27 protein-coding genes are annotated in these 21,879 nt (G+C 62.1%); 15 read left to right on the top strand and 12 right to left on the bottom strand.

Translation table 11 applies throughout. The features are described from left to right. Window positions 1-848: tyrosine recombinase XerC (locus HOC_RS09060; RefSeq protein WP_035537717.1), on the top strand; the 848-nt coding region annotated here is incomplete at its 5' end. Between the two features lie 103 nt (window positions 849-951). Here HOC_RS09060 and hemW read toward each other — a convergent pair. Together hemW and rdgB are read right to left on the bottom strand one after the other, a co-directional pair. Continuing rightward, window positions 952-2,124, bottom strand: coding sequence for a radical SAM family heme chaperone HemW (gene hemW, locus HOC_RS09055; RefSeq protein WP_035537716.1), 1,173 nt, complete (start codon window positions 2,122-2,124; stop codon window positions 952-954). Continuing rightward, window positions 2,124-2,726, bottom strand: coding sequence for an RdgB/HAM1 family non-canonical purine NTP pyrophosphatase (rdgB, locus tag HOC_RS09050; protein WP_156950436.1), 603 nt, complete (start codon window positions 2,724-2,726; stop codon window positions 2,124-2,126). Before rdgB ends, hemW begins: the two co-directional genes overlap by 1 nt. A 138-nt stretch (window positions 2,727-2,864) precedes the next feature. On the opposite strand from rdgB, the gene HOC_RS09045 reads away from it, so the two are divergent. From HOC_RS09045 to HOC_RS09025, 5 genes are all read left to right on the top strand, one after another. After that, window positions 2,865-3,386, top strand: a complete 522-nt coding sequence (locus tag HOC_RS09045; RefSeq protein ID WP_241766955.1) for a DUF2975 domain-containing protein — start codon at window positions 2,865-2,867, stop codon at window positions 3,384-3,386. Between the two features lie 11 nt (window positions 3,387-3,397). Continuing rightward, on the top strand, window positions 3,398-3,637 hold the full coding sequence (locus tag HOC_RS09040) for a helix-turn-helix domain-containing protein (RefSeq protein ID WP_035537713.1): 240 nt from the start codon (window positions 3,398-3,400) through the stop codon (window positions 3,635-3,637). A gap of 50 nt (window positions 3,638-3,687) precedes the next feature. Next, the gene (locus tag HOC_RS09035) at window positions 3,688-4,179 is read left to right on the top strand and encodes a CreA family protein (protein WP_035537712.1); all 492 of its coding nucleotides are present in this window, start codon (window positions 3,688-3,690) and stop codon (window positions 4,177-4,179) included. Window positions 4,180-4,257: 78 nt separating this feature from the next. Continuing rightward, the gene (locus HOC_RS09030) at window positions 4,258-5,046 is read left to right on the top strand and encodes a DODA-type extradiol aromatic ring-opening family dioxygenase (protein WP_035537762.1); all 789 of its coding nucleotides are present in this window, start codon (window positions 4,258-4,260) and stop codon (window positions 5,044-5,046) included. 68 nt (window positions 5,047-5,114) lie between these two features. Continuing rightward, window positions 5,115-5,558, top strand: a complete 444-nt coding sequence (locus HOC_RS09025; protein WP_035537709.1) for a group III truncated hemoglobin — start codon at window positions 5,115-5,117, stop codon at window positions 5,556-5,558. On the opposite strand, the gene rph is transcribed toward HOC_RS09025, so the two are convergent. Further along, complete coding sequence (gene rph, locus HOC_RS09020) at window positions 5,555-6,280, bottom strand: ribonuclease PH (RefSeq protein WP_035537707.1); 726 nt, start codon at window positions 6,278-6,280, stop codon at window positions 5,555-5,557. The two genes, HOC_RS09025 and rph, sit on opposite strands and share 4 nt — an antisense overlap. A 91-nt stretch (window positions 6,281-6,371) precedes the next feature. On the opposite strand from rph, the gene HOC_RS09015 reads away from it, so the two are divergent. The 4 genes from HOC_RS09015 (at window position 6,372) to HOC_RS09000 (ending at window position 10,481) form a co-directional block, all read left to right on the top strand. Next, the gene (locus HOC_RS09015) at window positions 6,372-8,042 is read left to right on the top strand and encodes a formate--tetrahydrofolate ligase (RefSeq protein ID WP_035537706.1); all 1,671 of its coding nucleotides are present in this window, start codon (window positions 6,372-6,374) and stop codon (window positions 8,040-8,042) included. 91 nt (window positions 8,043-8,133) lie between these two features. Further along, window positions 8,134-9,222 (top strand): heat-inducible transcriptional repressor HrcA, encoded by a 1,089-nt coding sequence (gene hrcA / locus HOC_RS09010; RefSeq protein ID WP_051624678.1) that lies wholly within the window; start codon window positions 8,134-8,136, stop codon window positions 9,220-9,222. Further along, window positions 9,222-9,854, top strand: coding sequence for a nucleotide exchange factor GrpE (locus HOC_RS09005; protein WP_035537704.1), 633 nt, complete (start codon window positions 9,222-9,224; stop codon window positions 9,852-9,854). The genes hrcA and HOC_RS09005 overlap by 1 nt, the downstream gene beginning before the upstream one ends. 60 nt (window positions 9,855-9,914) lie before the next feature. After that, entirely contained in the window at window positions 9,915-10,481 is a 567-nt protein-coding gene (locus HOC_RS09000; protein ID WP_035537703.1) for a hypothetical protein, read from the top strand. Here the strand turns inward: HOC_RS09000 and HOC_RS21170 are convergent. The 3 genes from HOC_RS21170 to HOC_RS08985 form a co-directional block, all read right to left on the bottom strand. Next, window positions 10,456-11,298: an NHL repeat-containing protein gene (locus HOC_RS21170; protein WP_051624677.1), complete on the bottom strand. Its 843-nt coding sequence runs from the start codon at window positions 11,296-11,298 to the stop codon at window positions 10,456-10,458. The two genes, HOC_RS09000 and HOC_RS21170, sit on opposite strands and share 26 nt — an antisense overlap. A 94-nt stretch (window positions 11,299-11,392) precedes the next feature. Further along, complete coding sequence (locus HOC_RS08990) at window positions 11,393-12,247, bottom strand: protein phosphatase 2C domain-containing protein (protein WP_084146229.1); 855 nt, start codon at window positions 12,245-12,247, stop codon at window positions 11,393-11,395. After that, entirely contained in the window at window positions 12,222-13,313 is a 1,092-nt protein-coding gene (locus HOC_RS08985; RefSeq protein ID WP_035537698.1) for an aldo/keto reductase, read from the bottom strand. The genes HOC_RS08990 and HOC_RS08985 overlap by 26 nt, the downstream gene beginning before the upstream one ends. A 346-nt stretch (window positions 13,314-13,659) precedes the next feature. Between HOC_RS08985 and dnaK the strand changes: the two genes are divergently transcribed. Next, complete coding sequence (gene dnaK, locus HOC_RS08980) at window positions 13,660-15,564, top strand: molecular chaperone DnaK (protein WP_035537695.1); 1,905 nt, start codon at window positions 13,660-13,662, stop codon at window positions 15,562-15,564. A 57-nt stretch (window positions 15,565-15,621) separates the two neighbouring features. Here dnaK and HOC_RS21165 read toward each other — a convergent pair whose 3' ends face one another. From HOC_RS21165 to HOC_RS08965, 3 genes are all read right to left on the bottom strand, one after another. Continuing rightward, window positions 15,622-15,945 (bottom strand): PilZ domain-containing protein, encoded by a 324-nt coding sequence (locus HOC_RS21165; RefSeq protein ID WP_051624676.1) that lies wholly within the window; start codon window positions 15,943-15,945, stop codon window positions 15,622-15,624. A gap of 65 nt (window positions 15,946-16,010) precedes the next feature. Then, window positions 16,011-16,304 carry a PilZ domain-containing protein gene (locus HOC_RS08970; protein ID WP_051624675.1) on the bottom strand — a complete coding sequence of 98 codons (294 nt, stop codon included), beginning with the start codon at window positions 16,302-16,304 and terminating at the stop codon, window positions 16,011-16,013. Window positions 16,305-16,416: 112 nt separating this feature from the next. Further along, window positions 16,417-17,409: an NADPH:quinone oxidoreductase family protein gene (locus HOC_RS08965; protein ID WP_035537692.1), complete on the bottom strand. Its 993-nt coding sequence runs from the start codon at window positions 17,407-17,409 to the stop codon at window positions 16,417-16,419. Window positions 17,410-17,499: 90 nt separating this feature from the next. Between HOC_RS08965 and HOC_RS08960 the strand changes: the two genes are divergently transcribed. The 3 genes from HOC_RS08960 to HOC_RS08950 are packed head-to-tail and all read left to right on the top strand — an operon-like array spanning window position 17,500 to window position 19,203. Then, entirely contained in the window at window positions 17,500-18,372 is an 873-nt protein-coding gene (locus HOC_RS08960) for an isoaspartyl peptidase/L-asparaginase family protein (RefSeq protein WP_035537690.1), read from the top strand. A gap of 26 nt (window positions 18,373-18,398) precedes the next feature. Continuing rightward, entirely contained in the window at window positions 18,399-18,689 is a 291-nt protein-coding gene (locus HOC_RS08955; protein ID WP_035537688.1) for a hypothetical protein, read from the top strand. A 1-nt stretch (window position 18,690) separates the two neighbouring features. After that, entirely contained in the window at window positions 18,691-19,203 is a 513-nt protein-coding gene (locus tag HOC_RS08950) for an RNA methyltransferase (RefSeq protein WP_051624674.1), read from the top strand. Here HOC_RS08950 and HOC_RS08945 read toward each other — a convergent pair whose 3' ends face one another. Both HOC_RS08945 and HOC_RS08940 read right to left on the bottom strand, forming a co-directional pair. Beyond that, window positions 19,204-19,860, bottom strand: a complete 657-nt coding sequence (locus HOC_RS08945) for a ChrR family anti-sigma-E factor (protein ID WP_035537686.1) — start codon at window positions 19,858-19,860, stop codon at window positions 19,204-19,206. It lies immediately after the preceding gene. A 30-nt stretch (window positions 19,861-19,890) separates the two neighbouring features. Next, window positions 19,891-20,472 (bottom strand): sigma-70 family RNA polymerase sigma factor, encoded by a 582-nt coding sequence (locus HOC_RS08940; protein ID WP_241766954.1) that lies wholly within the window; start codon window positions 20,470-20,472, stop codon window positions 19,891-19,893. A gap of 249 nt (window positions 20,473-20,721) precedes the next feature. On the opposite strand from HOC_RS08940, the gene HOC_RS08935 reads away from it, so the two are divergent. Next, the gene (locus tag HOC_RS08935) at window positions 20,722-21,162 is read left to right on the top strand and encodes an invasion associated locus B family protein (protein WP_156950434.1); all 441 of its coding nucleotides are present in this window, start codon (window positions 20,722-20,724) and stop codon (window positions 21,160-21,162) included. Here the strand turns inward: HOC_RS08935 and HOC_RS08930 are convergent. Next, window positions 21,159-21,809, bottom strand: a complete 651-nt coding sequence (locus HOC_RS08930) for a 1-acyl-sn-glycerol-3-phosphate acyltransferase (protein WP_084146228.1) — start codon at window positions 21,807-21,809, stop codon at window positions 21,159-21,161. The two genes, HOC_RS08935 and HOC_RS08930, sit on opposite strands and share 4 nt — an antisense overlap. Window positions 21,810-21,879: the final 70 nt, after the last annotated feature.

The raw sequence follows: 21,879 nt of genomic DNA, 5'->3' as shown, positions 1-21,879 counted from the left end.
CGGAGAATACGGTTGAGGCCTATGGCAGCGATCTGGCGGACTTCTTCAATTTCCTGCGCGTGCACCTTGGCGAGGAGCCGACGCCCAAAGCGTTAGGCCGGCTGAAGGCGCGGGATATTCGGGCGCACCTGGCGCAGCGGCGGCGCGACGGCCTGTCGGACGCCTCGATTGCGCGGCTGATGTCGTCGATCAAGGCGCTGTATCGCTGGCTGGGCCGGGCGCACGATATCGAGAATGCCGAGATTGCCTATTTGCAGGGGCCGAAGCGCAAGGCCCGCCTGCCCCGCCCTGTCTCCATCGAGGCGGCCAAGGACATGATCTTCGAGGCCGAGACGGACCCGGACTCCGCCACATGGATCGGCGCGCGCGACGCCGCCGTGCTGAGCCTGCTCTATGGCGGGGGCCTGCGGATTTCCGAGGCGCTGAACCTGACGGGGGCGGATCTTCCGGCGCCGGAGCGCCTGCGCATCAGCGGCAAGGGCGGCAAGGTGCGCATCGTGCCGCTGATACCGGCTGTGCGCGAGGCGGTAGATGCCTATGCAGCGGTGTGCCCCTATGCGCTGACCAAGGGAGGCCCGCTCTTCCGGGGCGCCAAGGGCGGGGCGCTGAACCCGCGCCTGATACAGGGCCTGGTGCAGAAACTGCGCGGCGTGCTGGGCCTGCCGGACACGGCGACGCCGCATGCCCTGCGTCATGCGTTCGCGACACACCTGCTGGCCGCCGGGGCGGACCTGCGGGCAATCCAGACACTGCTGGGGCATGCCTCGCTGTCGACGACGCAAGTGTATACGGGCGTGGACGCGAGCCGGTTGCGCGAAGTGCACGCGGCGGCGCATCCGCGAGCTTGAAATGGTGAGACTTTGAGGAACTCATCCTGAGCTAAGTCGAAGGACGGGTTCCGGGCGCCCGCGCGCGTCCTTCGACTTCGCTCAGGATGAGCGCTCTGATGTCTTAGGGCGCGAGCTGCGCCGTGATGGCATCGGCCAGCAGCCAGCCAGAGGGCGTGAGCGACAGGATCGCGCCATCGTAACGGGCCCAGCCCTGCTCGACAAAGACGTCGATCTTCTCGCGCGGGACGGTCTCGTTTGACAGCATCTCGATACGGTCGAGATTGATGCCGCCAGCCGGACGCAGGCCCATGGCCATCAGTTCACGGGCAATATCCAGCGGCGGCAGCGCGCCCGCCTCGCTCCAGCCGGAGCCGAGCGCCTGGACATTGGCAATATAGGCATTGGGCTGGCGCTGCGCCTCACTGGCATAGCGCTTTCCGCCAACCGTGACGCGGCCATGCGCGCCGGGGCCAACGCCGATCCAGTCGCCGCCATTCCAGTAGATCATGTTGTGACGCGACCGGTATTTCGGGGCCGAGGCATGGTTGGAAACTTCATAGGCCTCAAGGCCTGCGCTGGTCGTGATGGTCTGGGTCAGGTCGTAAAGGTCTGCCTGCGCGTCCGGGCCCATCGGGACCAGCTCGCCGCGCTCGACCGATTTGCCGAAGGCTGTGCGCTGTTCGATGGTGAGTTCATAGAGCGACAGGTGCGGCGCACCGAGGGCCAGCGCATCCGACAGCTCCTCCCCCCACTCATCCAGCGACTGGCTGGGGCGGGCATAGATGAAATCAACCGAGACATTGCGGAAGACCTTCAGCGCCCGGTCGACGGCGGCGCGGGCGGAGGCGGCATCATGGTCGCGGCCGAGGAAGGCCAGCGCATTGTCGCGCAGGGACTGGACGCCGATGGAGAGGCGGTTGACACCGGCAGCTTTCAGGCCGCGCAGGTCGGCGCGCATTATGTCGTTCGGGTTGGCCTCCAGTGTGATCTCGGCGTCGAGCTTCACGCCAAATGTGGAATCCGCCGTGGCGAGGATTGTTTCAATCTCGGACGGCGTCAGCAGTGAGGGCGTGCCGCCCCCGAAATACACAGTATCCAGCGCGCCATGCTCCGGCATGCGCGGGCGGTGGATGCGGATGTCGTCATTGATGGCCTTGAGCAACGGGCCATTGTCGCGCGACTTGGCTGCATACACATTGAAGTCGCAGTAAGGGCAGATCTTCGAACAGTATGGCCAATGGACGTAGAGCCCGAATCCATAATGTGGACCGAACGGAGCAACGGTGCCGGCCATTACAGTAATGCCGCCTTGAGCTTGGCCACGGCAACGGCGCGATGGCTCATGTCATGCTTGCGGGCCGGGTCCATCTCGCCAAAGGTCAGTGTCTCACCATCAGCAATGAAAACAGGATCATAGCCAAAACCGCGCTCGCCGCGCGGCGGCCAGACGAGCTGGCCATGCACTTCGCCCTCGTAGACTTCCTCATGCCCGTCCGGCCAGACCACGCCCAGGGCGCAGACGAATTTAGCGGAGCGGTCAGTGGCGCCGATCTCTTTCAGTTCCGCCTCCACCTTCTTCATCGCGCGGTGAAAATCGCGCGGTTCGCCAGCCCAGCGTGCGGAATAAATACCCGGCGCGCCGCCCAAAGCCGTCACGGCGAGGCCGGAATCGTCAGACAGGGCGGGTGAACCGGTCGCGAGCATGGCTGCGCGCGCCTTGAGCAAAGCGTTGCCGGCGAAGGTGGATTCGGTCTCCTCGGGTTCCGCCAGATCCAGTTCGAGTGCAGAAACCACTGTAAATCCAAGAGGTTCGAAAAGGTCTTTCAGTTCTGCCACTTTCCCCTTGTTATGGGTTGCAGCGACGAGACGGCCGGGCGTGAGGGTACGAGGTATAATTTTTTCACCTGTATATGAAATGGTTCAATTGTTGCTTTACCTGCAAATACCTATATCGTTAAACGGTAAAGGTGTGCGGTTTTGCGATAAGCGTGATCGAGGCATAGACCATGAGTGAAGAGCGGTGAAGAGACTGGCATGAGCAAACAGGCAAGAAACTCGATGGCCGCCATCATGACGGTACTCGTAACCATCGTTATGTGGATGACGGCGATTATTGGCCTGATCTTCCTCGCCAGTGTGGGTGCGGCCATCATTGCGCATCAGAATGGCGGATCGCTTGATACGCTGAACATATCCGTCACCGACGGCACTGAAAGCCTGCCGGCCCTGATTGCCGGTCTGGTCGGCGGTCTGGTTGCCATTCCCGCCATTATCTATGTCTGCATTCAGCTGCGCCGCATTCTGGCGACGCTGGCAGAGGGCGACCCTTTCGTGCCGCAGAACGCCTCCCGCCTCACCCGCGTGGCCGCAACGATTGCCATCACACAATTTCTACGCATCGCCGTTGCGTTGGTGATACTCATGAATTTCGACAATACGACAGTCGGCCTGAATCTCGACCTGATCGCCTGGGCCTCGGTTGCGGCCCTCTTCATCCTGTCCCAGGTCTTCCGTGAAGGCACACGCCTTCGCGACGAAGAAAAAATGACCATATAGGAGGGTCGAAGATGTCTATTCGTGTAACCCTCGACCGTGTGTTGCTGGACCGTCGCATGTCCCTGACCGAGCTGTCGGAACGTGTCGGCGTGACGCTCGCCAACCTGTCCATCCTGAAAACCGGCAAGGCCAAGGCCGTACGTTTCTCGACACTGGAAGCCCTTTGCCGTGAACTCGACTGCCAGCCGGGCGACCTGCTCGTGTTCGACGAAGAAGGCGAGGAAGACCGAAAACAGGTCGCCGCTGAATAGGCGGGCGATCCTTTGACGGAACAAGCGGCCCCGCCCCACGTAGAGGCCACATGAAAACTGCATCCATCGCTATCGCCGCTCTCTGCCTGCTCGCTGCTTGTGGCGGCAAGGACAATGAAGTCGGCGAGTTCAAGAATGACTGGGTCGGCAACGAGATCAAGATCAAGTCACTGACCGATCCGAAGATCGACGGCGTCATCTGCCACCTCTCCTATTTCGACCGCGGCTTCTGGGATCGCGTCGGCAAGGGCAACTGGTTCGAGAACCCGTCCAACTCTTCCATATCCTGCCTGCAGACCGGCCCTGTCACGGTCCACAATATCGATCTCGACAAGTCAGGCGAGGAAGTGTTCGACCAGAACCAGAGCCTGATCTTCAAGCAGCTCGCCGTGCGCCGCATCTATGATGTCGACAGCGACAGCCTGATGTATGTGTCCTTCAGCCGGAAGATCACAAATGGCTCGGCCAAGATGAGCCTGTCGACCGTGCCGCTTTATGGCCGCGAAGTGACCTGGGAACGCGGCAAGCCGACGGCGGAATAAGTCCTATTCGGCAGGGGCTGATTGTATGGCTTCGGACGCAAGGCCATATCCGATCAAGATAATAATCGGATGCCCGCCATGTCCCCCTTCCCCGCCCTTTTCATATCCCACGGCGCCCCGAGCATCGGCCTGGACCCAAGTCCCGCGCGGGACTTTCTTGCTGGCCTTGGCAATGCCTATGAGCGACCGCGCGCCATTCTGGTGATCTCGGCCCATTACGACGCACGGCGCCCCACGCTGACCTCCGGCGAACGGCCCGAGACGATCCATGATTTCGGCGGCTTCCCGGACGAGCTTTACCGCATGACCTATCCGGCACCGGGCGATCCGGTGCTTGCGGCAGAAATTGCCTCCTTGCTGCAAGCGGCTGGCTTTGAGGCTGGCGGTGACCCGGCGCGGGGGCTGGACCATGGCGCATGGGTGCCATTGCGGCTGATGTATCCGGACGCGGATATCCCGGTGATCCAGTTGTCGATCAACATGGCGGAGACACCCGACTGGCATTTCAGGCTGGGCGAGGCGCTCGCACCGCTGCGCGAGCGCGGCGTGCTGATTATCGGATCGGGCAGCCTGACACATAATCTGCGCGCCGTCTTTTCAGGGGGCTTCCAGATCGATAGTCCGCCGCCAGCCTGGGTGACAGACTTTGCCGACTGGATGGATACGCATCTCGAAACCGGCGACAAGGACAGCGTATTGCATGCTGTTGAACAGGCGCCGCATGGCTACGACAACCATCCGACCATGGACCATATCCTGCCGCTCTTCGTGGCCATGGGCGCTGGGGGCAGCACCGCGCGCCGCATCCACCACAGCACGACCTATGGCGCGCTGACGATGGATGCCTATGCGTTTGGAGGCATATAGGGCATCCCCCTTATTCTAATGGTGGTTCATCCCGGCTATAGGCTGGCACGCGCCTTGGGAGAGACAGCATGAACCATCTCTTGCGAACCGCCGAAGAACGCCGCCGCGAGATCCAGAGCAATGCCGATCGCATGGGCATAGATGACGCCTATATCTCAGAGCTCGTTGAGACCTTCTATGCCCGCGTGCGGGCTGACGCGGATCTGGGCCCGATCTTCGAGAAGGAGATTGGCGACAATTGGGCGCCGCACCTCGCCCGCATGAAAGACTTCTGGGCCTCGGTTGCCATGAATGCCGGGCGCTATACCGGCAAGCCGGTGCCCGCGCACACGAAGCTGACCGGCGTGGACGCAACCCATTTCCAGACATGGCTTGGCCTGTTCCAGCAGGTACTGGAAGACACTGCGCCCAGCCCCGAAGCCGTGCCCTATTTCATGGAACGGGCGCAGCGCATCGCCAAGAGCCTGCAGCTGGCCATGTTTGGCCTGCAGAACCTGCCGACGCGCAACTAGGCCAGCGCGGCCTTCTGCGCTTCGAAGAGATTGTTGCAGCCCATTTCAGCGAGGCGGAGCATTTCATCCAGCTCCTTGCGCGTCAGCGGGCGTTCCTCGCCTGTACCCTGCACTTCGATAAAGCCGCCATCGGAGCTCATGACGACGTTCATGTCGGCTTCGCCCTGGCTGTCTTCCGGGTAATCGACGTCGAGCACCGGATGGTTCTGGTAGACGCCGACGGAGATTGCTGCGGCCTGTTTCAGGATCGGATCCATCTTGATGACGCCTTCAGACTTCAGGTAGCGGCAGGCGAGCGCAAGGGCGACGAAGCCGCCCGTGATGGAGGCTGTGCGCGTGCCGCCATCGGCCTGCAGCACGTCGCAGTCGATCGTGACCTGGTTTTCGCCGAGCGCGGCAAGATCAACGACGGAGCGCAGGGAGCGGCCGATCAGACGCTGGATTTCCTGCGTGCGGCCGGACTGCTTGCCGGCAGCGGCTTCGCGGCGACCGCGCGTGTGCGTGGCGCGCGGCAGCATGCCGTATTCAGCCGTTACCCAGCCAGCGCCCTTGCCTTTCATCCAGCCCGGAACGCCCTTTTCCCAGCTTGCGGTGCAGAGGACATGCGTGTTGCCGAACTTCGCGAGGCACGATCCTTCGGCATACCTTGTCACGTTGGTCTCGAGAGTTATCTCGCGCAACTGATCGAAGGCGCGGCCCGAAGGGCGGATAAGGTCTGTCATGGCGAGGTCCTCTTTTCTGTGCCGCCTGATTGCGGGTTTTACCGCGCCTGTCTACACCGGAGCGGCACCAGAGATGACAAGAGGGGGCCACATGGCCAGTGATATCGAGATCGCCCGGGCGGCGACGAAGAAGCCTGTAACCGAAATCGGCGCCCGGCTCGGCATCCCGCCGGAAGACCTGATCCCCTATGGCCATGACAAGGCAAAGATCGCCGCGCATTATCTCTCCAACCTCGGCGCCCAGCCTGACGGCAAGCTGATTCTCGTCACCGCGATCAATCCGACGCCCGCCGGTGAAGGCAAGACGACGACCAGCGTGGGCCTCGCCGATGCGATGAACGGGATTGGCGCAAATACCCTGCTCTGCCTGCGTGAGCCCTCGCTCGGCCCCTGCTTCGGCATGAAGGGCGGCGCAGCGGGTGGCGGCCATGCGCAGGTCGTGCCGATGGAAGACATCAACCTCCACTTCACCGGCGATTTCCACGCCATCACCTCGGCGCACAATTTGCTCGCTGCGATGGTGGACAATCACATCCACTGGGGCGCCGCCAGCGGCCTTGAAGCCAGCCGCGTGACCTGGCGCCGCGTGCTGGACATGAATGACCGCAACCTGCGCAGCGTGGTCACCGGCCTTGGCGGCCCGGCCAATGGCGCGACGATGGAGAGCGGCTTCGACATTACGGTTGCCTCCGAGATCATGGCCATCCTCTGCCTCGCGACCGATGCCGCTGACCTTGAACGACGCCTTGACCGCATCATCGTCGGCTATCGCCGCGACCGCACGGCCGTCACCTGCGCCGACATCAAGGCAACCGGCGCGCTGATGGCGCTGCTGAAGGACGCGATCCTGCCAAATCTGGTGCAGACGCTGGAGAACAATCCCTGCCTGATCCATGGTGGCCCGTTCGCCAATATTGCCCATGGCTGCAACTCGGTGATCGCGACGCAATCGGCGCTGAAGATGGCGGATTATGTGGTGACCGAGGCGGGCTTTGGCGCAGACCTCGGCGCGGAGAAATTCTTCGACATCAAGTGTCGCCAGGCGGGCCTGAAACCGGATGCCGCCGTGCTGGTGGCCACCGTTAAGGCGCTGAAAATGCATGGCGGCCTCGCCAAGAGCGAGCTGGCAAGCGCCAGCTATGAGGCGCTGAATGACGGGCTCAGCAATCTCGGGCGCCATATCGAGAACCTGCAGCAATACGGCCTGCCGGTCGTGGTGGCGATCAACCGATTTACCAGCGATACCGAGGGCGAGATTGCCGCCGTGGAGGCTTATTGCGCCGAAGTGGGCGTGCCGGTCGCGCTGTGCACGCACTGGGCTGAAGGCGGCCGGGGCGCCGAAGCGCTCGCGCGCATCGTGACGGCAACGCTGGCCGAGAAACCCGCCAATTTCCAGACGCTCTACCCGGACGACATGCCCCTCTTCGACAAGATCGAGACCGTTGCCCGGCGCATCTACCGGGCCGATCATGTCGAGGCGCCCCGCGCCGTGCGCGACCAGCTCGCGCGCTGGGAGGCCGACGGGTTCGGCCACCTGCCGGTCTGCATCGCCAAGACGCAGTACAGCTTCTCGACAGACCCTTCGCGGGTCGGCGCGCCGGAAGGCCATACGGTGCGCCTGCGTGAAGTGCGGCTTTCGGCAGGGGCCGGCTTCATTGTCGCCATTTGCGGGGACATCATGACCATGCCGGGCCTGCCGCGCCACCCGGCCGCCGAGAGCATCCACCTGAACGATCAGGGACTGATCGAGGGCCTTTTCTAAGGCATCCGGCCTGTTTCGTCCGCAGGACAAGACGAGCCTCACTGTCTGACCCCCTATTGTACAGGGGCCCCCGGCCCCCTAATCAATAGACATGGTCCTGACCCCCGAAAGCCAATCCCTGATGCAGCGCCTTGACCAGCGCTCGCGCGACATCTTCAAGGAGATTGTCGAGGGCTACCTGTCGACGGGTGAGCCGGTGGGCTCGCGCACGCTCTCCAAGGGCGGCATTGCGCTCTCCCCGGCCTCGATCCGCAATGTCATGGCCGACCTGACGGACCTTGGCCTGCTCGACGCGCCGCATATTTCTGCCGGGCGCGCGCCGACGCACCGGGGCCTGCGCCTCTTCGTCGACGGCTTCCTCGAGATCGGCGAGCCTTCCGGCAGCGACAAGCGCGAGATCGAGGACCGGTTGCGCAGTGCAGGCAGCGACCTTGAAGCCGTGTTGGGCGAGGCCTCGGGTATTCTCTCGGGCCTGACCGGCGGGGCGGGCCTCGTTGCCTCCCCCACCCGCGATACGCCTGTGCGCCATGTCGAATTCGTGCCACTGGCGGGCCGCGATGCGCTCTGCGTGCTGGTGACAGAAGACGGCGATGTTGAAAACCGCCTTGTGCGCGTGCCTGAAGGCCTGCCCGCCACGACGCTGATCGAGGCGGGAAACTATCTCTCCACGCGCCTCAAGGGCCGCACACTGGCCGAGGCGGCCGTGGATGTACGCGAAGAAATCCGCTCGCACAGGGCTGCACTTGATGCGGCCGCGTCATCGCTCGTGGAGGAAGGGCTCGCCCAATGGAGCGGGGACTCGCCGGGCCGGGGCCGGTCGCTGATCATACGCGGGCGCGCCAACCTGCTGGAAGATGCCAAGGCCGCCGGCGACCTTGACCGTGTGCGCCAGCTGTTCAACGAGCTTGAACGGCAGCAGTCCCTGCTCGATATCCTCGATACGACACGCGAAGCCGATGGGGTTCGCCTGTTTATTGGCGCAGAGAACCAGCTTTTTCCGCTTTCGGGTTCAAGTGTCATCGTTGCCCCCTATATGGGAGGCGCAAAACATGTCATCGGCGCGCTGGGCGTCATCGGCCCCACAAGGCTGAACTATGCCCGCGTGATACCGATGGTGGATTATACCGCGAAGGTGATCGGCGAAATCCTCGCCGCCCGGCGCACGAAGGATGGGAAGTGATGAGCGACGAGACCAAGAACGGCGAAAGCGCCGACATCGATCCAAACGCCTCGAAGGCTGACCTCAAGGCGGCCGCTGATGCCATGCTGAAAAATGCACGAGCGCAGGCCGCTGAAACAATGGAAGCCGAAGCCGACGCAGAGATTTCGCCGGAACAGGAAGCCATGCGCCTGAAAATCGAGAAGGACGAACTGCGCGAACAGCTGCTGCGCACGCTCGCCGACCTCGACAATACGCGCAAGCGCGCCGAACGCCAGATTTCCGAAGCCCGCGTCTATGCCATCGAACGCTTTGCCGGCGACCTGCTCAGCGTGTCGGACAATCTCGCCCGCGCCCTCGCCGCCCTGCCCGATGAAGACCGCGCCAACCTTTCCGACGCCGGCAATAACCTGCTCAGCGGCATCGAGATGACGGCGAAGGAACTGGAAACCGCGCTCGGCCGTCATGGCGTCAAGCCGATCGACGCCGCCCCCGGCGCCGTGTTCGACCCGAACCTGCACCAGGCCGTCGCGCAAATCCCGTCAGACCAGCCTTCCGGCACGATCGCCTCAGTCTTCCAGCCCGGCTGGAAAATCGGCGAACGCACGCTCCGGGCCGCTATGGTGGCCGTCAGCGCTGGTGGGGCGAACTAAACTATCAACGTGACGTTGTGACATATAGGCTCGCTCTCAACCGGAGCGTAAACCTGAAGTATGTCCAATGACGACGAGACACCGCAAGCTGTGGAGCAGCCCGTTCGCGAGATACCGAGGCCGTTGTTGAATCGCGAGGCGGCAACGGCAAGGAGCCGCTCAGTTTCCGGACCATCACAATCGGACACTTTGCGAATTGCCGCGCCAGCCTATCCCAGAATATGGCTTGCCTGGCTCATGGCAGGGCCGTTGAACCCGACAATACTCATATGGGTCGTCTTCTTCATGATCGACGGGGAAGTCTCGCCGTGGACCGTATTTTGGTTCGTCTCATTTCCGAGTGCTATCGCAGCCTTACTGGGAACCGAACTCGCCCGTGGGCGGAGCGCTTATTCGTCCAAGTACTTGATTTTGCTATCGCTCAAGATGTGGCTGCTGGTGAGCGTATTTTTTATTGTCCTTGCGAGCCCGTTGGCATTCAGCACCGCGCCCGGCCTTCTAATCTTGTTTTTAGGTATTGCGATTGTTTTCGGATTGCCCGCAGCACTTGCCGGCGCAGTCGTTGCGCGCTTGATCGTGTTTCGTCGAAAACACCCTCTGACTAACGGACAACTTTCCACGCCGTAACTGTTCCCGGCGTCCAGTTCGGGACGATGACCACGTCGCCGAATTCGGTGAGGTCGCTCTGCTGGATGCCTTCTTCGCTCGTGTCGAGCAGCTTGGTCACCGCGCCGTCTTCGCCGACATAGTGGATCTGTCCGCTCCAGGATGAGACGAGGTAGCCGCCGCCCGGCACGATGCCGATGCCGTCGCCATTTGTCATGCCACTGGCGATCTCGGTGATCGCGCCCTCAGGCGTCACACTCAGCAGCGAGCCCGTTGTCATGGTCGACACAAGCATACGCTCGCCATCCCCGAGCACGCCATTGATGCCGGCCAGGCGCTCGTCTTCCAGCCAGACCGACGCGACGCCATCGCGGATGCGATAGATGCGGGCCTGACGGGAATCGGAGACATAGATGTCGCCCTGCCATGCCGTGATGTCGTTCAGGAAGGCCGCGCCTTCGACGGGGATCTTCTCGCCAAGCCCGCCCTTGTCGACATCGAACACCATGACCGCGTCAATGTCGGCTGTGTAGACCTTGCCATCCGCGACCACGATGCCTTTGGGGCCATTGAGCTTTGCGCCCCAATAGCGCTCGATAAGCTTTCCATCGGGCGAGATTTTCGAGATGAACCCGTCGCCATCCTTGGCGCCGCCTTCCCCCATGCCGACATTCGACACGAGATAATTGCCATCCGGCGCGAGAGCCACGCTCTCGGGCGCCGCGAAATTCTCTGCGACCCAGAGCTTTTCGAGCGTCGGCACAGCGGCGACCTCGGCGGTCGGCGTGGCGCAGGCAGCGAGAAGCGCGAAAGCGGGCAATGTCAGATAGCGCATCATGTGGAATCTCCCCCTGAAGTTTGTGGCCTGCCATCTTGCGGGCAGTCCGCTCACTATGCCGGTGTCGGGCGGGCGAGACCAGCCCCGCCGGGTCTCAGGCCTTGATCTCTACATAGACCCCGCAGGAATCATCGCGCGCCTTGAGGCGCGGCATGTCGCGGTCCGGTGTGCTCTCGAATGCCCGAAGGCTCGTGATCGCCGCGCCCAGACCGTCTTCCGCGACAAGCGCCATGAAGTCTTCCGGCGTGTGCGTCTGATAGGGCGAGACAAGCCGGTAGAGCCCGTCGCTCATCAGGCATATCCGGTCGCCCGCCTGCAGCGTCATCACCTGCGTCTGCAGGTTCGTCGCCGCGCGCGGATCAAGGCCGAAGCCCGTGGCCTGTTCATTCGATCGGCGCCGCGCCGCCTGCAAATGAGCCATCTTCGCCTCATGCGTGCCCGCCAGCAGCGTTCGCGCCACATCCGTCTCGTCATCCGCCTTGTCCGGCGAGCCGATCACGGTGACCACACTGCCACGCTGATGGAAGCCCATACAGTCACCCAGCCAAGCGAACGTGGCCGTGTCGCCCTCAAGGCGCATCCACATGCCCGACGCGATGGGCAGCGCCTCGCCCGGCAGGCTGTCGAGCGGCAGGCGCGTTTCCTTGATTGCGCGCTGACGCACATCCGTCAGGACATGCTCGAAATACGCCTCAACCGTCTCGCCTTCATGGGGCGCGATGATCAGCCGGTCACTCAGGGCCTGCGCCACCCATGCGGCGCCGCTTTCAGCCCGGTTGAACGGCCTCAGATCAGTCACGTCGGTGGCCCCGTCCAGGACCCACGCGGTGCCAGCGGACGCGTCGAAGCCCACCCGGTCGTCACCGGTTTTGCCCGGCGTGCCGGGATCATTGACGGTGTCGAGAATGGTGAGCTGCATGGCGCTACGAAACCTGGCTGCGGCGGTCATTGCCCTGCCGGTCCACCATCCAGCCCGGATATTCAGGCGTCAGCGCCGATATCTCGTCGAGCTTTGCCAGTTCTTCATCAGAGAATTTCACGTCGATACTCGCAAGGTTGTCGGTCAGCTGCTCGGCTGTGCGGGCGCCGATGATGACACTGGTAACGTGTTTCTGGTGCAGCAGCCAGGCGAGGGAGACCTGCGCCACGCTGACGCCGCGCGACTCCGCCATCGGGCGCATCACGTCAATAATGTCAAAGCCCTTGTCCTTGTCGACGGGCGGGAAGTCGAACACCGTGCGGCGCGCATCGTTGGGGCCGCCGCCATCACGGCTGAACTTGCCGGAGAGAAAACCGCCAGCCAGCGGGCTCCATGGCAGGATGGCCAGCTCCTGATCCTTCGCCAGCGGCACGACTTCGCGCTCAAGCTCGCGCCCGGCGATGGAATAATACATCTGGCAGCTCTCGAACCGGTGCAGGCCCTTCTCGCGGGCATAGGCAATCGCCTTCATGATCAGCCAGGCCGGCATGTTGCAGAGGCCCACATAGCGCACCTTGTTGTGGCGCACGAGCAGGTCCAGCGCCTCCACCGTCTCCTCGATGGGCGTCAGCGGATCGGTGCCATGCACCTGATAGAGATCGATATAGTCGAGCCCGAGCCGTTCAAGGCTCGCGTCCACGCTGTCCATGATATGCTTGCGCGACAGGCCTGAAATATTGCGCGCCTTGTTCTCGCGGCGCTCGGCCTCGGCCTTTTCAGCGTCCGAGGCGTCTTCCGGCACAACCATGGACACCCGGCCAAAAACTTTGGTGGCGACGACGATCTCGTCGCGCGGCAGGTTATTGTTGCGGATCGCCTGGCCCAGCATCCGTTCGGAGACGCCGGCGGAATAGACATCCGCCGTATCAAAGAAGTTCACGCCCGCGTCAAAGGCGGTCCGCACCAGCGCGTCGGCCTCGTCCTGCTGCTGCTTGCCGATGAACTTCCAGATCCCCCCTTCGCCGCCAAATGTCATCGTGCCGAGGCAAATGCGCGAGACGACAAGTCCCGTACGTCCGAGTTTCGAATAGATCATGGGGGCGTCTTTCCTGCTGATTTTACCTGCAAGACATGGGTTCCCCGGACCGGTGAGGCAACCATACGCACCTTCAGAGTTTGCGCGCCCTGCGTGTCAAATCGGTAATCCCCGCCAAATGGGCCTGCCCGGGGGTGTTGATACAGGTTAAACCGCGTGTAAAAGCGCGTCTTTACCCCTTGAGCGGGGATCGTGGCTCACCATATCGCACCTGAACAGGCGAACGGCTTTAAACTCCGGCCTCGCCACCTCATATGAACCCTTGAGAGCCACTGGCTTCCGGGGCTGCTGAGCAGACCGAACCCAAACACGGCCCGTGGCGGCTAACTGAAGAGAGACCTGAACTATGAGCAAGATTATCGGTATTGACCTTGGGACCACGAACTCCTGCGTCGCCGTCATGGAAGGTGGCACCGCGAAAGTCATCGAGAACGCTGAAGGCGCACGCACAACGCCCTCCGTTGTTGCCTTCACGGAAAGCGGCGAACGCCTGATCGGCCAGCCAGCCAAACGCCAGGCCGTCACCAACCCGGACTTCACCTATTACGCCATCAAGCGCCTGATCGGCCGCACCTATAACGACCCGACTGCCCAGAAGGACAAGGCCATGTCCCCCTTCGGCATCGTCGAGGGCAAGGCAGGTGACGCATGGGTCAAAGGCCGCGACCAGGACTATTCCCCGCAAGAAATCTCCGCCTTCATTCTCACCAAGATGAAGGAAACGGCCGAGGATTACCTTGGCTCGACCGTTACGCAGGCCGTGATCACCGTTCCGGCCTACTTCAACGACGCCCAGCGCCAGGCGACGAAAGATGCAGGCAAGATTGCCGGCCTCGAAGTGCTGCGCATCATCAACGAGCCAACCGCTGCTGCGCTCGCCTACGGTCTCGACAAGGGCGAGAACAAGACAATCGCCGTCTATGACCTTGGTGGTGGTACATTCGACGTCTCGCTGCTCGAAATCGGTGATGGCGTGTTTGAAGTGCTGTCGACCAATGGCGACACGTTCCTCGGTGGTGAAGACTTCGACCTTCGCATCGTCGACTTCCTCGCAACCGAGTTCAAGAAAGAACAGGGCATCGACCTGAAGGCCGACAAGCTGGCCCTCCAGCGTCTCAAGGAAGAAGCCGAGAAGGCCAAAAAGGAACTTTCGTCTGCCAGCCAGTACGAAGTGAACCTTCCCTTCATCACGGCCGACGCCACAGGCCCGAAACACCTCAACATCAAGCTGACACGCGCCAAGCTCGAAAGCCTTGTCGAAGACCTCGTCAAGCGCACGATCGACCCGTGCCAGAAAGCCCTGAAAGACGCTGGCAAGACAGCAGCCGACATTGACGAAGTCGTTCTCGTCGGCGGCATGACGCGTATGCCGGCCGTGCAGGAAGCGGTGAAGAAGTTCTTCAACCGCGAGCCGCACAAGGGCGTGAACCCGGACGAAGTCGTGGCGCTCGGCGCTGCGATCCAGGGCGGCGTGCTGCAAGGCGACGTGAAAGACGTTGTCCTGCTCGACGTGACCCCGCTTTCGCTCGGCATCGAAACGCTGGGCGGCGTGTTCACGCGTCTTATCGACCGCAACACGACGATCCCGACCAAGAAAAGCCAGGTCTTCTCGACCGCTGACGACAATCAGGGCGCTGTGACCATCAAGGTGGCTCAGGGCGAACGCGAAATGGCGGCTGACAACAAGCAGCTTGGCCAGTTCAACCTTGAAGGCATCCCGCCTGCCCCGCGCGGCCTGCCACAGATCGAGGTCACGTTCGACATCGACGCCAACGGCATCGTGTCCGTGTCCGCCAAGGACAAGGCCACCGGCAAGGAACAGCAGATCACCATCCAGGCGGATGGCGGCCTGACGGACGAGGACATCAAGAAAATGATGGCCGACGCCGAAGCCAATGCCGGCGCTGACAAAGCCCGCCGCGAACTGGTCGAAGCCAAGAACAATTCCGAAGCGCTGATCCACCAGACTGAAAAGCAGGTGGTCGAGCACGCGGACAAGGTCTCGGCTGACGTCAAAGCTGAAATCGAGAAAGCCATCGAAGAGCTGAAAGCCTCCCGTGAGGGCGACAATGTCGGCGACATCCAGGCCAAACATCAGGCCCTGATGACCGCTGCCATGAAGCTCGGCGAAGCGATCTATGCCAACCAGCAGGAAGCGGAAGCTACTGCGGATGCTGCGGCTGACTCGGCCGCTGACAGCGACGACGTAGTCGACGCTGACTTCGAAGAAGTCGACGGCAAGAACAGCTAAACCTGATTAGTCCTCCCAGAATGAAGAAACCCGCCGGAGCGATCCGGCGGGTTTTTCTTATCCGAGGTGGTCGGGTACGAGTTTGACCGGCAGGTCATCGCGTATGAATTTCACCCCAACGACCAGCGCCTTTTGCCACACGAGCTGGCAATGTGTACGCGACCGCCGCCCCGTGTTCGGGTTCAGGACGATCAGATCGAAATACTCGGGCAGCAGGTAAACGTCAGACATGACTAGTCGCGCGCCGGTTTGCGACATGTCACGGATCAGCACTTCAAATGTGCTGGTCAGCTCATTGATCGCAATACGCCCGGCTTTGAGCGTCCTTTGACGCGGCGCCCGGCGTTCAACGCGATGTTCGAAGGAATGATTCTGTATCATACCACATATACGGCATTAAATAGCCGTTGGATCACGCTATGCGTACGCCAAAGCAGGGCACAATCTCAGTCTGTAAAACGAACGCCGATTACAGTCCCCTTCTGCCATGCCGTAAGGCAGGCATGACGATCGGACTTGCCGGTATTTGGATTAAGTACGAGCAGGTCGAACTTTTCCGGCGCAATCCAGACAGCCTTTAGCACAAGGCGCGCGCCACGCTCCGACATGTCACGGATCATGCAATCGAACGTGCTCGCGTGCCCGTTCACCTCAATACGGCCTGCCTTCAGCGTGCGCTGGCGGCCTTCAGACCGCGCATCGGCGGTGGATGTCGTGGGGGTATTGAGCACATCAGTCATATACGGGCTATGCCCAGAGGGGGTATTATATTCCGTATAATATACAGTTTGGACTACACAGCAGCCGTGGCGGGCCGGGCAATCCATTTGCCCGGCCCTCGACTTGTGCGGCCTAGATCGTCACAACGACCTTGCCCATCGCCTTGCGGTCCATCAGCTCGCGGATCGCGTCAGCCGATTTTTCGAGCGGATAGCTGTTCGAAATGTGCGGGCGGATCTTGCCGTCGGCATAGAGTTTGAACATCTCGGCGCAGTTCTGCGCATGGGCTTTCGGATCGCGCGCGACCGCAGCACCCCAGAACACGCCGCGAATGTCGCAGCTTTTCAGCAGGGTCAGGTTCAGCGGGATTTTCGGGATGCCGGCCGGGAAGCCGATCACGAGATAGCGCCCTTCCCAGTTCATCGCCCGCACGCTTGGCTCGGCATAGTCGCCGCCGACCGCGTCATAGATGATATCCACGCCGCCGCCGCCCGCTTCCTTGATATCGTCGGAGAGCTGTTTCTGCTGCGCGCGGTCAAGATCGCCCGTCGGATAGACAATGCCCTTGTCGGCGCCCTTGGAGAGGCAGAAATCCACCTTTTCCTGCGTCGAACAGGCGGCGATCACGGTCAGGCCCATGGCCTTGCCAAGCTCGACCGCTGCAATGCCGACACCGCCAGCCGCGCCCAGCACGAGCAGGCTTTCGCCCTTTTTGGGGTCGGCGCGGTCCTTCAGGGCATAATAGCTGGTGCCATAGGTCATCAGGAAAGCGGCCGCTTCCTCGAACGGCATGCCATCTGGAATGGCCATCGTGCCGTGCGCCGAGGCGACGACATATTCAGCCATGCCGCCATTTCCGCATGATGCCAGAACCCGGTCCCCCGGTTTCACATGGGTCACGCCCTCGCCGACCGCCTTGACCACACCGGCAATCTCGCCGCCGGGGCTGAACGGACGCGGGGGTTTGAACTGGTACAGGTCCTGAATGATCAGCACATCGGGAAAGTTCACGCCACAGGCTTTCACCTCGATCAGGACCTGGTTCTTGCCGGCTTCCGGCATTGCCACATCCTCGATCACGAGTTTTTCGGGGCCACCCACTTCTTTCGACAGTACAGCCTTCATGTTCTGGCTTCCTTACCTTGTTGTTTCTGTTGCCAGACGGTAGCGGTGTGGCTGGCATAATCCAAGTGTGACGTAAGGGAGATGTCCGACATGACGACCAAATGGGCGCTCGTTCTGCATGGCGGTGCCGGGCCGATTTTCGGCCAGGATTACTCTGCGCAGGAAAAACACCTCGCCTCCCTGCTCAAGGATGGCGGCAAACGTCTCGCCGATGGCGAAGCTGCCGTGGACGTGGTCGAGGCCATGGTCGCCGCGATGGAGGCCTCCGGCCTTTATCTCGCCGGCAAGGGCGCCGCACCAAACCTGAACGGTGACTATGAGCTCGACGCCGCCATCATGGACGGCCGCACCCGCAATGCTGGCGCTGTCGGTGCGCTGCAGGGGGTGCGCAGCCCCATCGCCGCCGCCCGCATGGTCATGGACCGGACGCCGAATGTCCTCATCGTGGGCGAAAGCGCCCGCCGCCTCGCCGATGCGGCTGGCCTCGCCACGGTGAAAGACCCCGCCGCCTATTACGAGCCCGTGGATGAGCGCACCCGCCAGGTCGGCGCGCCTGAGATCGGCACGGTCGGCGCCGTCGCGCTGGACTCCTATGGCGACATGGCCGCTGCCACGTCCACCGCTGGCGTCATGAACAAGACACCCGGCCGCCTCGGCGACACGCCGGTGATCGGTGCCGGCACATGGGCGGACGAGCGCTGCGCGATTTCCTGCACAGGCCTTGGCGAATATTTCATCCGCGCCAATGCCGCCGCTGATGTCTCGGCCCGCATCCGCTATGGCGGCGACACGCTTGTGCCCGCTGTGCAGGGCGCGCTGGACGATGTGAAACGCCTCGGCGGCGAAGGCGGCATGATTGCCGTTTCGGCCGATGGCGAGATGGCGGCCTTCTTCAATTCCGGCGGCATGAAGCGGGCCATGGCCGATTCCAATGGCCGGTTCGAGGTCGCGACTTTCCTGTGATGATTGTTTTCTGGATATTGTTGGGAATGGCCATTTTCGCCTTTGCCCTTGCCGCACAGATGCGGATGATCATCTCGGTCGCGCTGCGCCGCGCACTGGCCGACAAGTTTGGCGGCCTCCCCACCGATGCCGCCTACCGGCTTGCCGTAGTCGAGGCAGCCAGCCCTGCCCAGGCCAGCGAGGCGGCCATTCACCTCGCCAAGACCTATCCCAATCCCCTCTCGCACCTGCGCCTTGCCCGGCGCGCATCCCTCATTGCCCCCGTCCTGATCCTGCTGATCCTGATCATGGGACGGTTTGCCCTTGGAGTGATCTGACATGCGCGGCTATTTCTCGATCGGTTCGGAACGCATCTCAAAGCCGATGAACCTCGGCGCCCTGATGCGCACGGCCAATGCCTTCGGCGCGAGCTACGTGTTCTCGATCGATGCCGAACATCGCCTGCGCGATGCCTATCAGGCCGACACGTCAAAATCGGCGGGACAAATCCCCTATTACCAATGGGATTCAGTCGACGAGATGCAAATGCCCCGGGGCTGCCAACTCGTTGGTATCGAACTGACCGACGACGCCGTCATGCTGCCAACCTTCCGCCATCCGCCGCAGGCCGCCTACATTCTCGGCCCCGAAAAGGGCAACCTGTCGGACGAAATCCTCGCCCGCTGCGCTCATGTCGTGAAAATCCCGACCAAGTTCTGCATCAATGTCAGCCTGGCTGGCGCGCTTGTCATGTATGACCGCCACCTCTCAATGGGCGGCTATGCCCCGCGGCCCATCATGCCGGGTGGCCTGGGCGGCGATGGCAGGCCCGCCGATCACGGGCGCGCCTGATCAGCGCCCCAGCAAGCGCTGAACGATCCCCATCGCACCGGTCAGGCGCAGGCCACCATGGATGATCAGCGCGTAGCAAACCTCGCCCTCGTCACCGACGGGCACATGCGTATCATCAGGGCCTTTCACAGCCAGATCGCCGGGACCATAGCTGCCCGTGGCATCGCTGTAGCCGCCTGCAAGAACGAGCGTATATTCCTGCGCGCCATGCGTATGCCGCGGCACCGTCGCGCCGGGCTGGATCCGATACAGTTCCACCCGGGCATCGCTGCCAATATCGAGATTCAACCGGCTGATGCCCCGTGCAGGCCGTTTCCATCCGCCGCGCGCAAAAGCGTCGCGGGCGAGCTTCACCACCGGCTCGGGCAGGCGTTCGATATCGTTGATCTCCGGCATGTCGGCAGCAGCGCGCTGAGGCGTTTTTGCAGCGCCCGCATCAATGGCGGCAAATACCCGGTCCAGTGCCCCTTCAGCCATGGGCGCAGCCTCTTCGGCTTCCAGCAGCATGCCGGCCGCCGCTTCGCTCACGGCCACGGACTGGCGCACGTCATCGCGCAGCGCGCCTTGCGTCTCGACCATCAGCGCATAGCCCGGATCGAGCGTACCAGCCGCATAGGCCGCATAGAGCTCGCTATATTGGGAAGCAGGATCAGTCATCAGGCAGCTCCACGCACTGTGAAAGACAAACTAGTTGGGCGCATCAAGACCTCCGCGCATCCTGGCAAAGGCCAAACGTATACGGCTCTTAACGGTCCCCAAGGGGATACCATAGACTTCCGCAATCTCGGAATGTGAGAGGCCATCATAAAATGCCGCTTGCAGCAATACCAACTGTTCTTCAGGCAGGTTTGCCATCTCTGCGCGCACTTTTTCTTCCATCTGGCCACGCGCGACAGCCACATCGGGCAGCTCAGTGGCAGCCGGTTGCAGCATTGGCTCGTCCGGTTCCAGCTCCGGGCGCGACGTTCGGCGCTGGGCGTCGATGCGGCGATTGCGCGCCACGCGGAAAATCCATGTCGAAACGGAGGCCTGCCGCGAGTCATACATCTCGGCCTTGCGCCAGACCGTGATCATCACGTCCTGCACAAGTTCCTCGGCCTCGGACGCATTGGCCCCCAGCCGCTGCATGTAGCTTTTCAGGCGGGGCGCAAAGAACTCGAACAGCTCCGCAAAAGCCTCGCGCGACTGGTCGCTCGCGATACGGCTCATGCAGGACGCATGGCGTTCGCGTTGCGCCAGGTCAGCCGTGCGGACCATTGTGGCTTTCAAATTCGCTCCCCTTGATAGGTTATTGATACAGTATCGACTGTGCGCCTCCGGCGTGCAACCACAGGCGACGGTTTTCGCGCTCTGCGGCACGTGTGCAACCCTGTCGTAGTTTGGCCTTAACTCTGTTGCCATAAGACTGAACCTCAATCATATCACGGGGATAATGTATCGAGTATGCAATATTTTATGGCACATTACAACCGAATCGCGAGTCTTGGACTTTTCCTCGCCTTTTTGGCGCCTTGCGCCATGGCCCAGCCAACGGCCATTGGCCGGTTCAATGACTGGTCGGTATTCACCGACACAAATGCTGGAGAAACAGTGTGTTACGCCGCAACAGCGGCGACGGACAAGGCGCCCGCATCCGCCGATCATGGCGAAGTCTGGTACTATGTCACCAATTGGAAGTCTGGCCGCGCGCGCAACCAGCCAAGCCTTAAAGTAGGCTTCAAATTGCGCGAAAGTTCCGGTGGAAAAGCCAGCGTCGGCCGGTCTTCATGGTCGCTTTTCTCTGTCGGACAGGAAGCCTTTGCCAGCGATTCCGACGACAAGCGCATCGTTGATGCCCTCAAAAAGGGCTCCGAACTGCGCGTGGAAGCCGTGTCCGAGCGCAATACGCAGGTCGCCTATCACTTTTCGCTGAAGGGCTCTTCCGCCGCCATCGACAAGGCCGCCGCCATCTGCCGCTAGTCTACGGCGTCCGGAAGGGTGAACTGGTCCGCATTGAGCCCCTTGGCGGTGCTGTAAGGGGCAAGAATGGCCGGAAGGTCAGCCGCGAAATCACCGCTTGTCTGCATCGGCCCTGCCAGGCGCACCGTGCGCGTGCCATAGTCGAGCTCCGACATCAGAAGCGGAACGCCGGCCGAATGAGCGATGTGATAATAGCCGCTCTTCCACTGGGTTGCCCGCTGGCGCGTGCCTTCTGGTGCCACGGCCAGGAACAGGCTGTCGGCTGCGGCAAACGCCGCCCGCATCTGGCCAACAATATCCGTTGACTGGCCCCGCTCGATGGGAATGCATCCCGTCCGCTTTACCAGCCAGCCAAAAGGCCCCGTCGTCAGCGATTTCTTGCCCATATAGCTCAGCTTGACGCGGTACCAGCCGGCCACCGCCAGCATGTTGATCCCGTCCCAGTTGGACGTATGCGGCGCGGCCAGGATCACCATTTTCGGATCGGCCGGCCAGTCATCGATCAGTCGCCACCCGCCAAGGCGCAAGTAAAATCCACACAGGTGATGGACGATTTCAGAACCGAAACCGCGATAGGCCGAGGGCCGTCCCAGCCGTCGGCCGGGTTCTGGAGGGGGGGCAGGCGCCAGCATCGCGCCACGTTTCATGTTTCGCCCCGCCTTGGCCAGCGCGAATTGAGGTCGATGGCCGAAAAAAGGAAACGCCCGCCAGCGCGAG

This window comes from Hyphomonas oceanitis SCH89, assembly GCF_000685295.1.
Lineage (GTDB): Bacteria > Pseudomonadota > Alphaproteobacteria > Caulobacterales > Hyphomonadaceae > Hyphomonas > Hyphomonas oceanitis.
The sequence above is the reverse complement of the archived record's forward strand: the minus strand, read 5'-3'. Positions and strand labels throughout refer to the sequence as shown.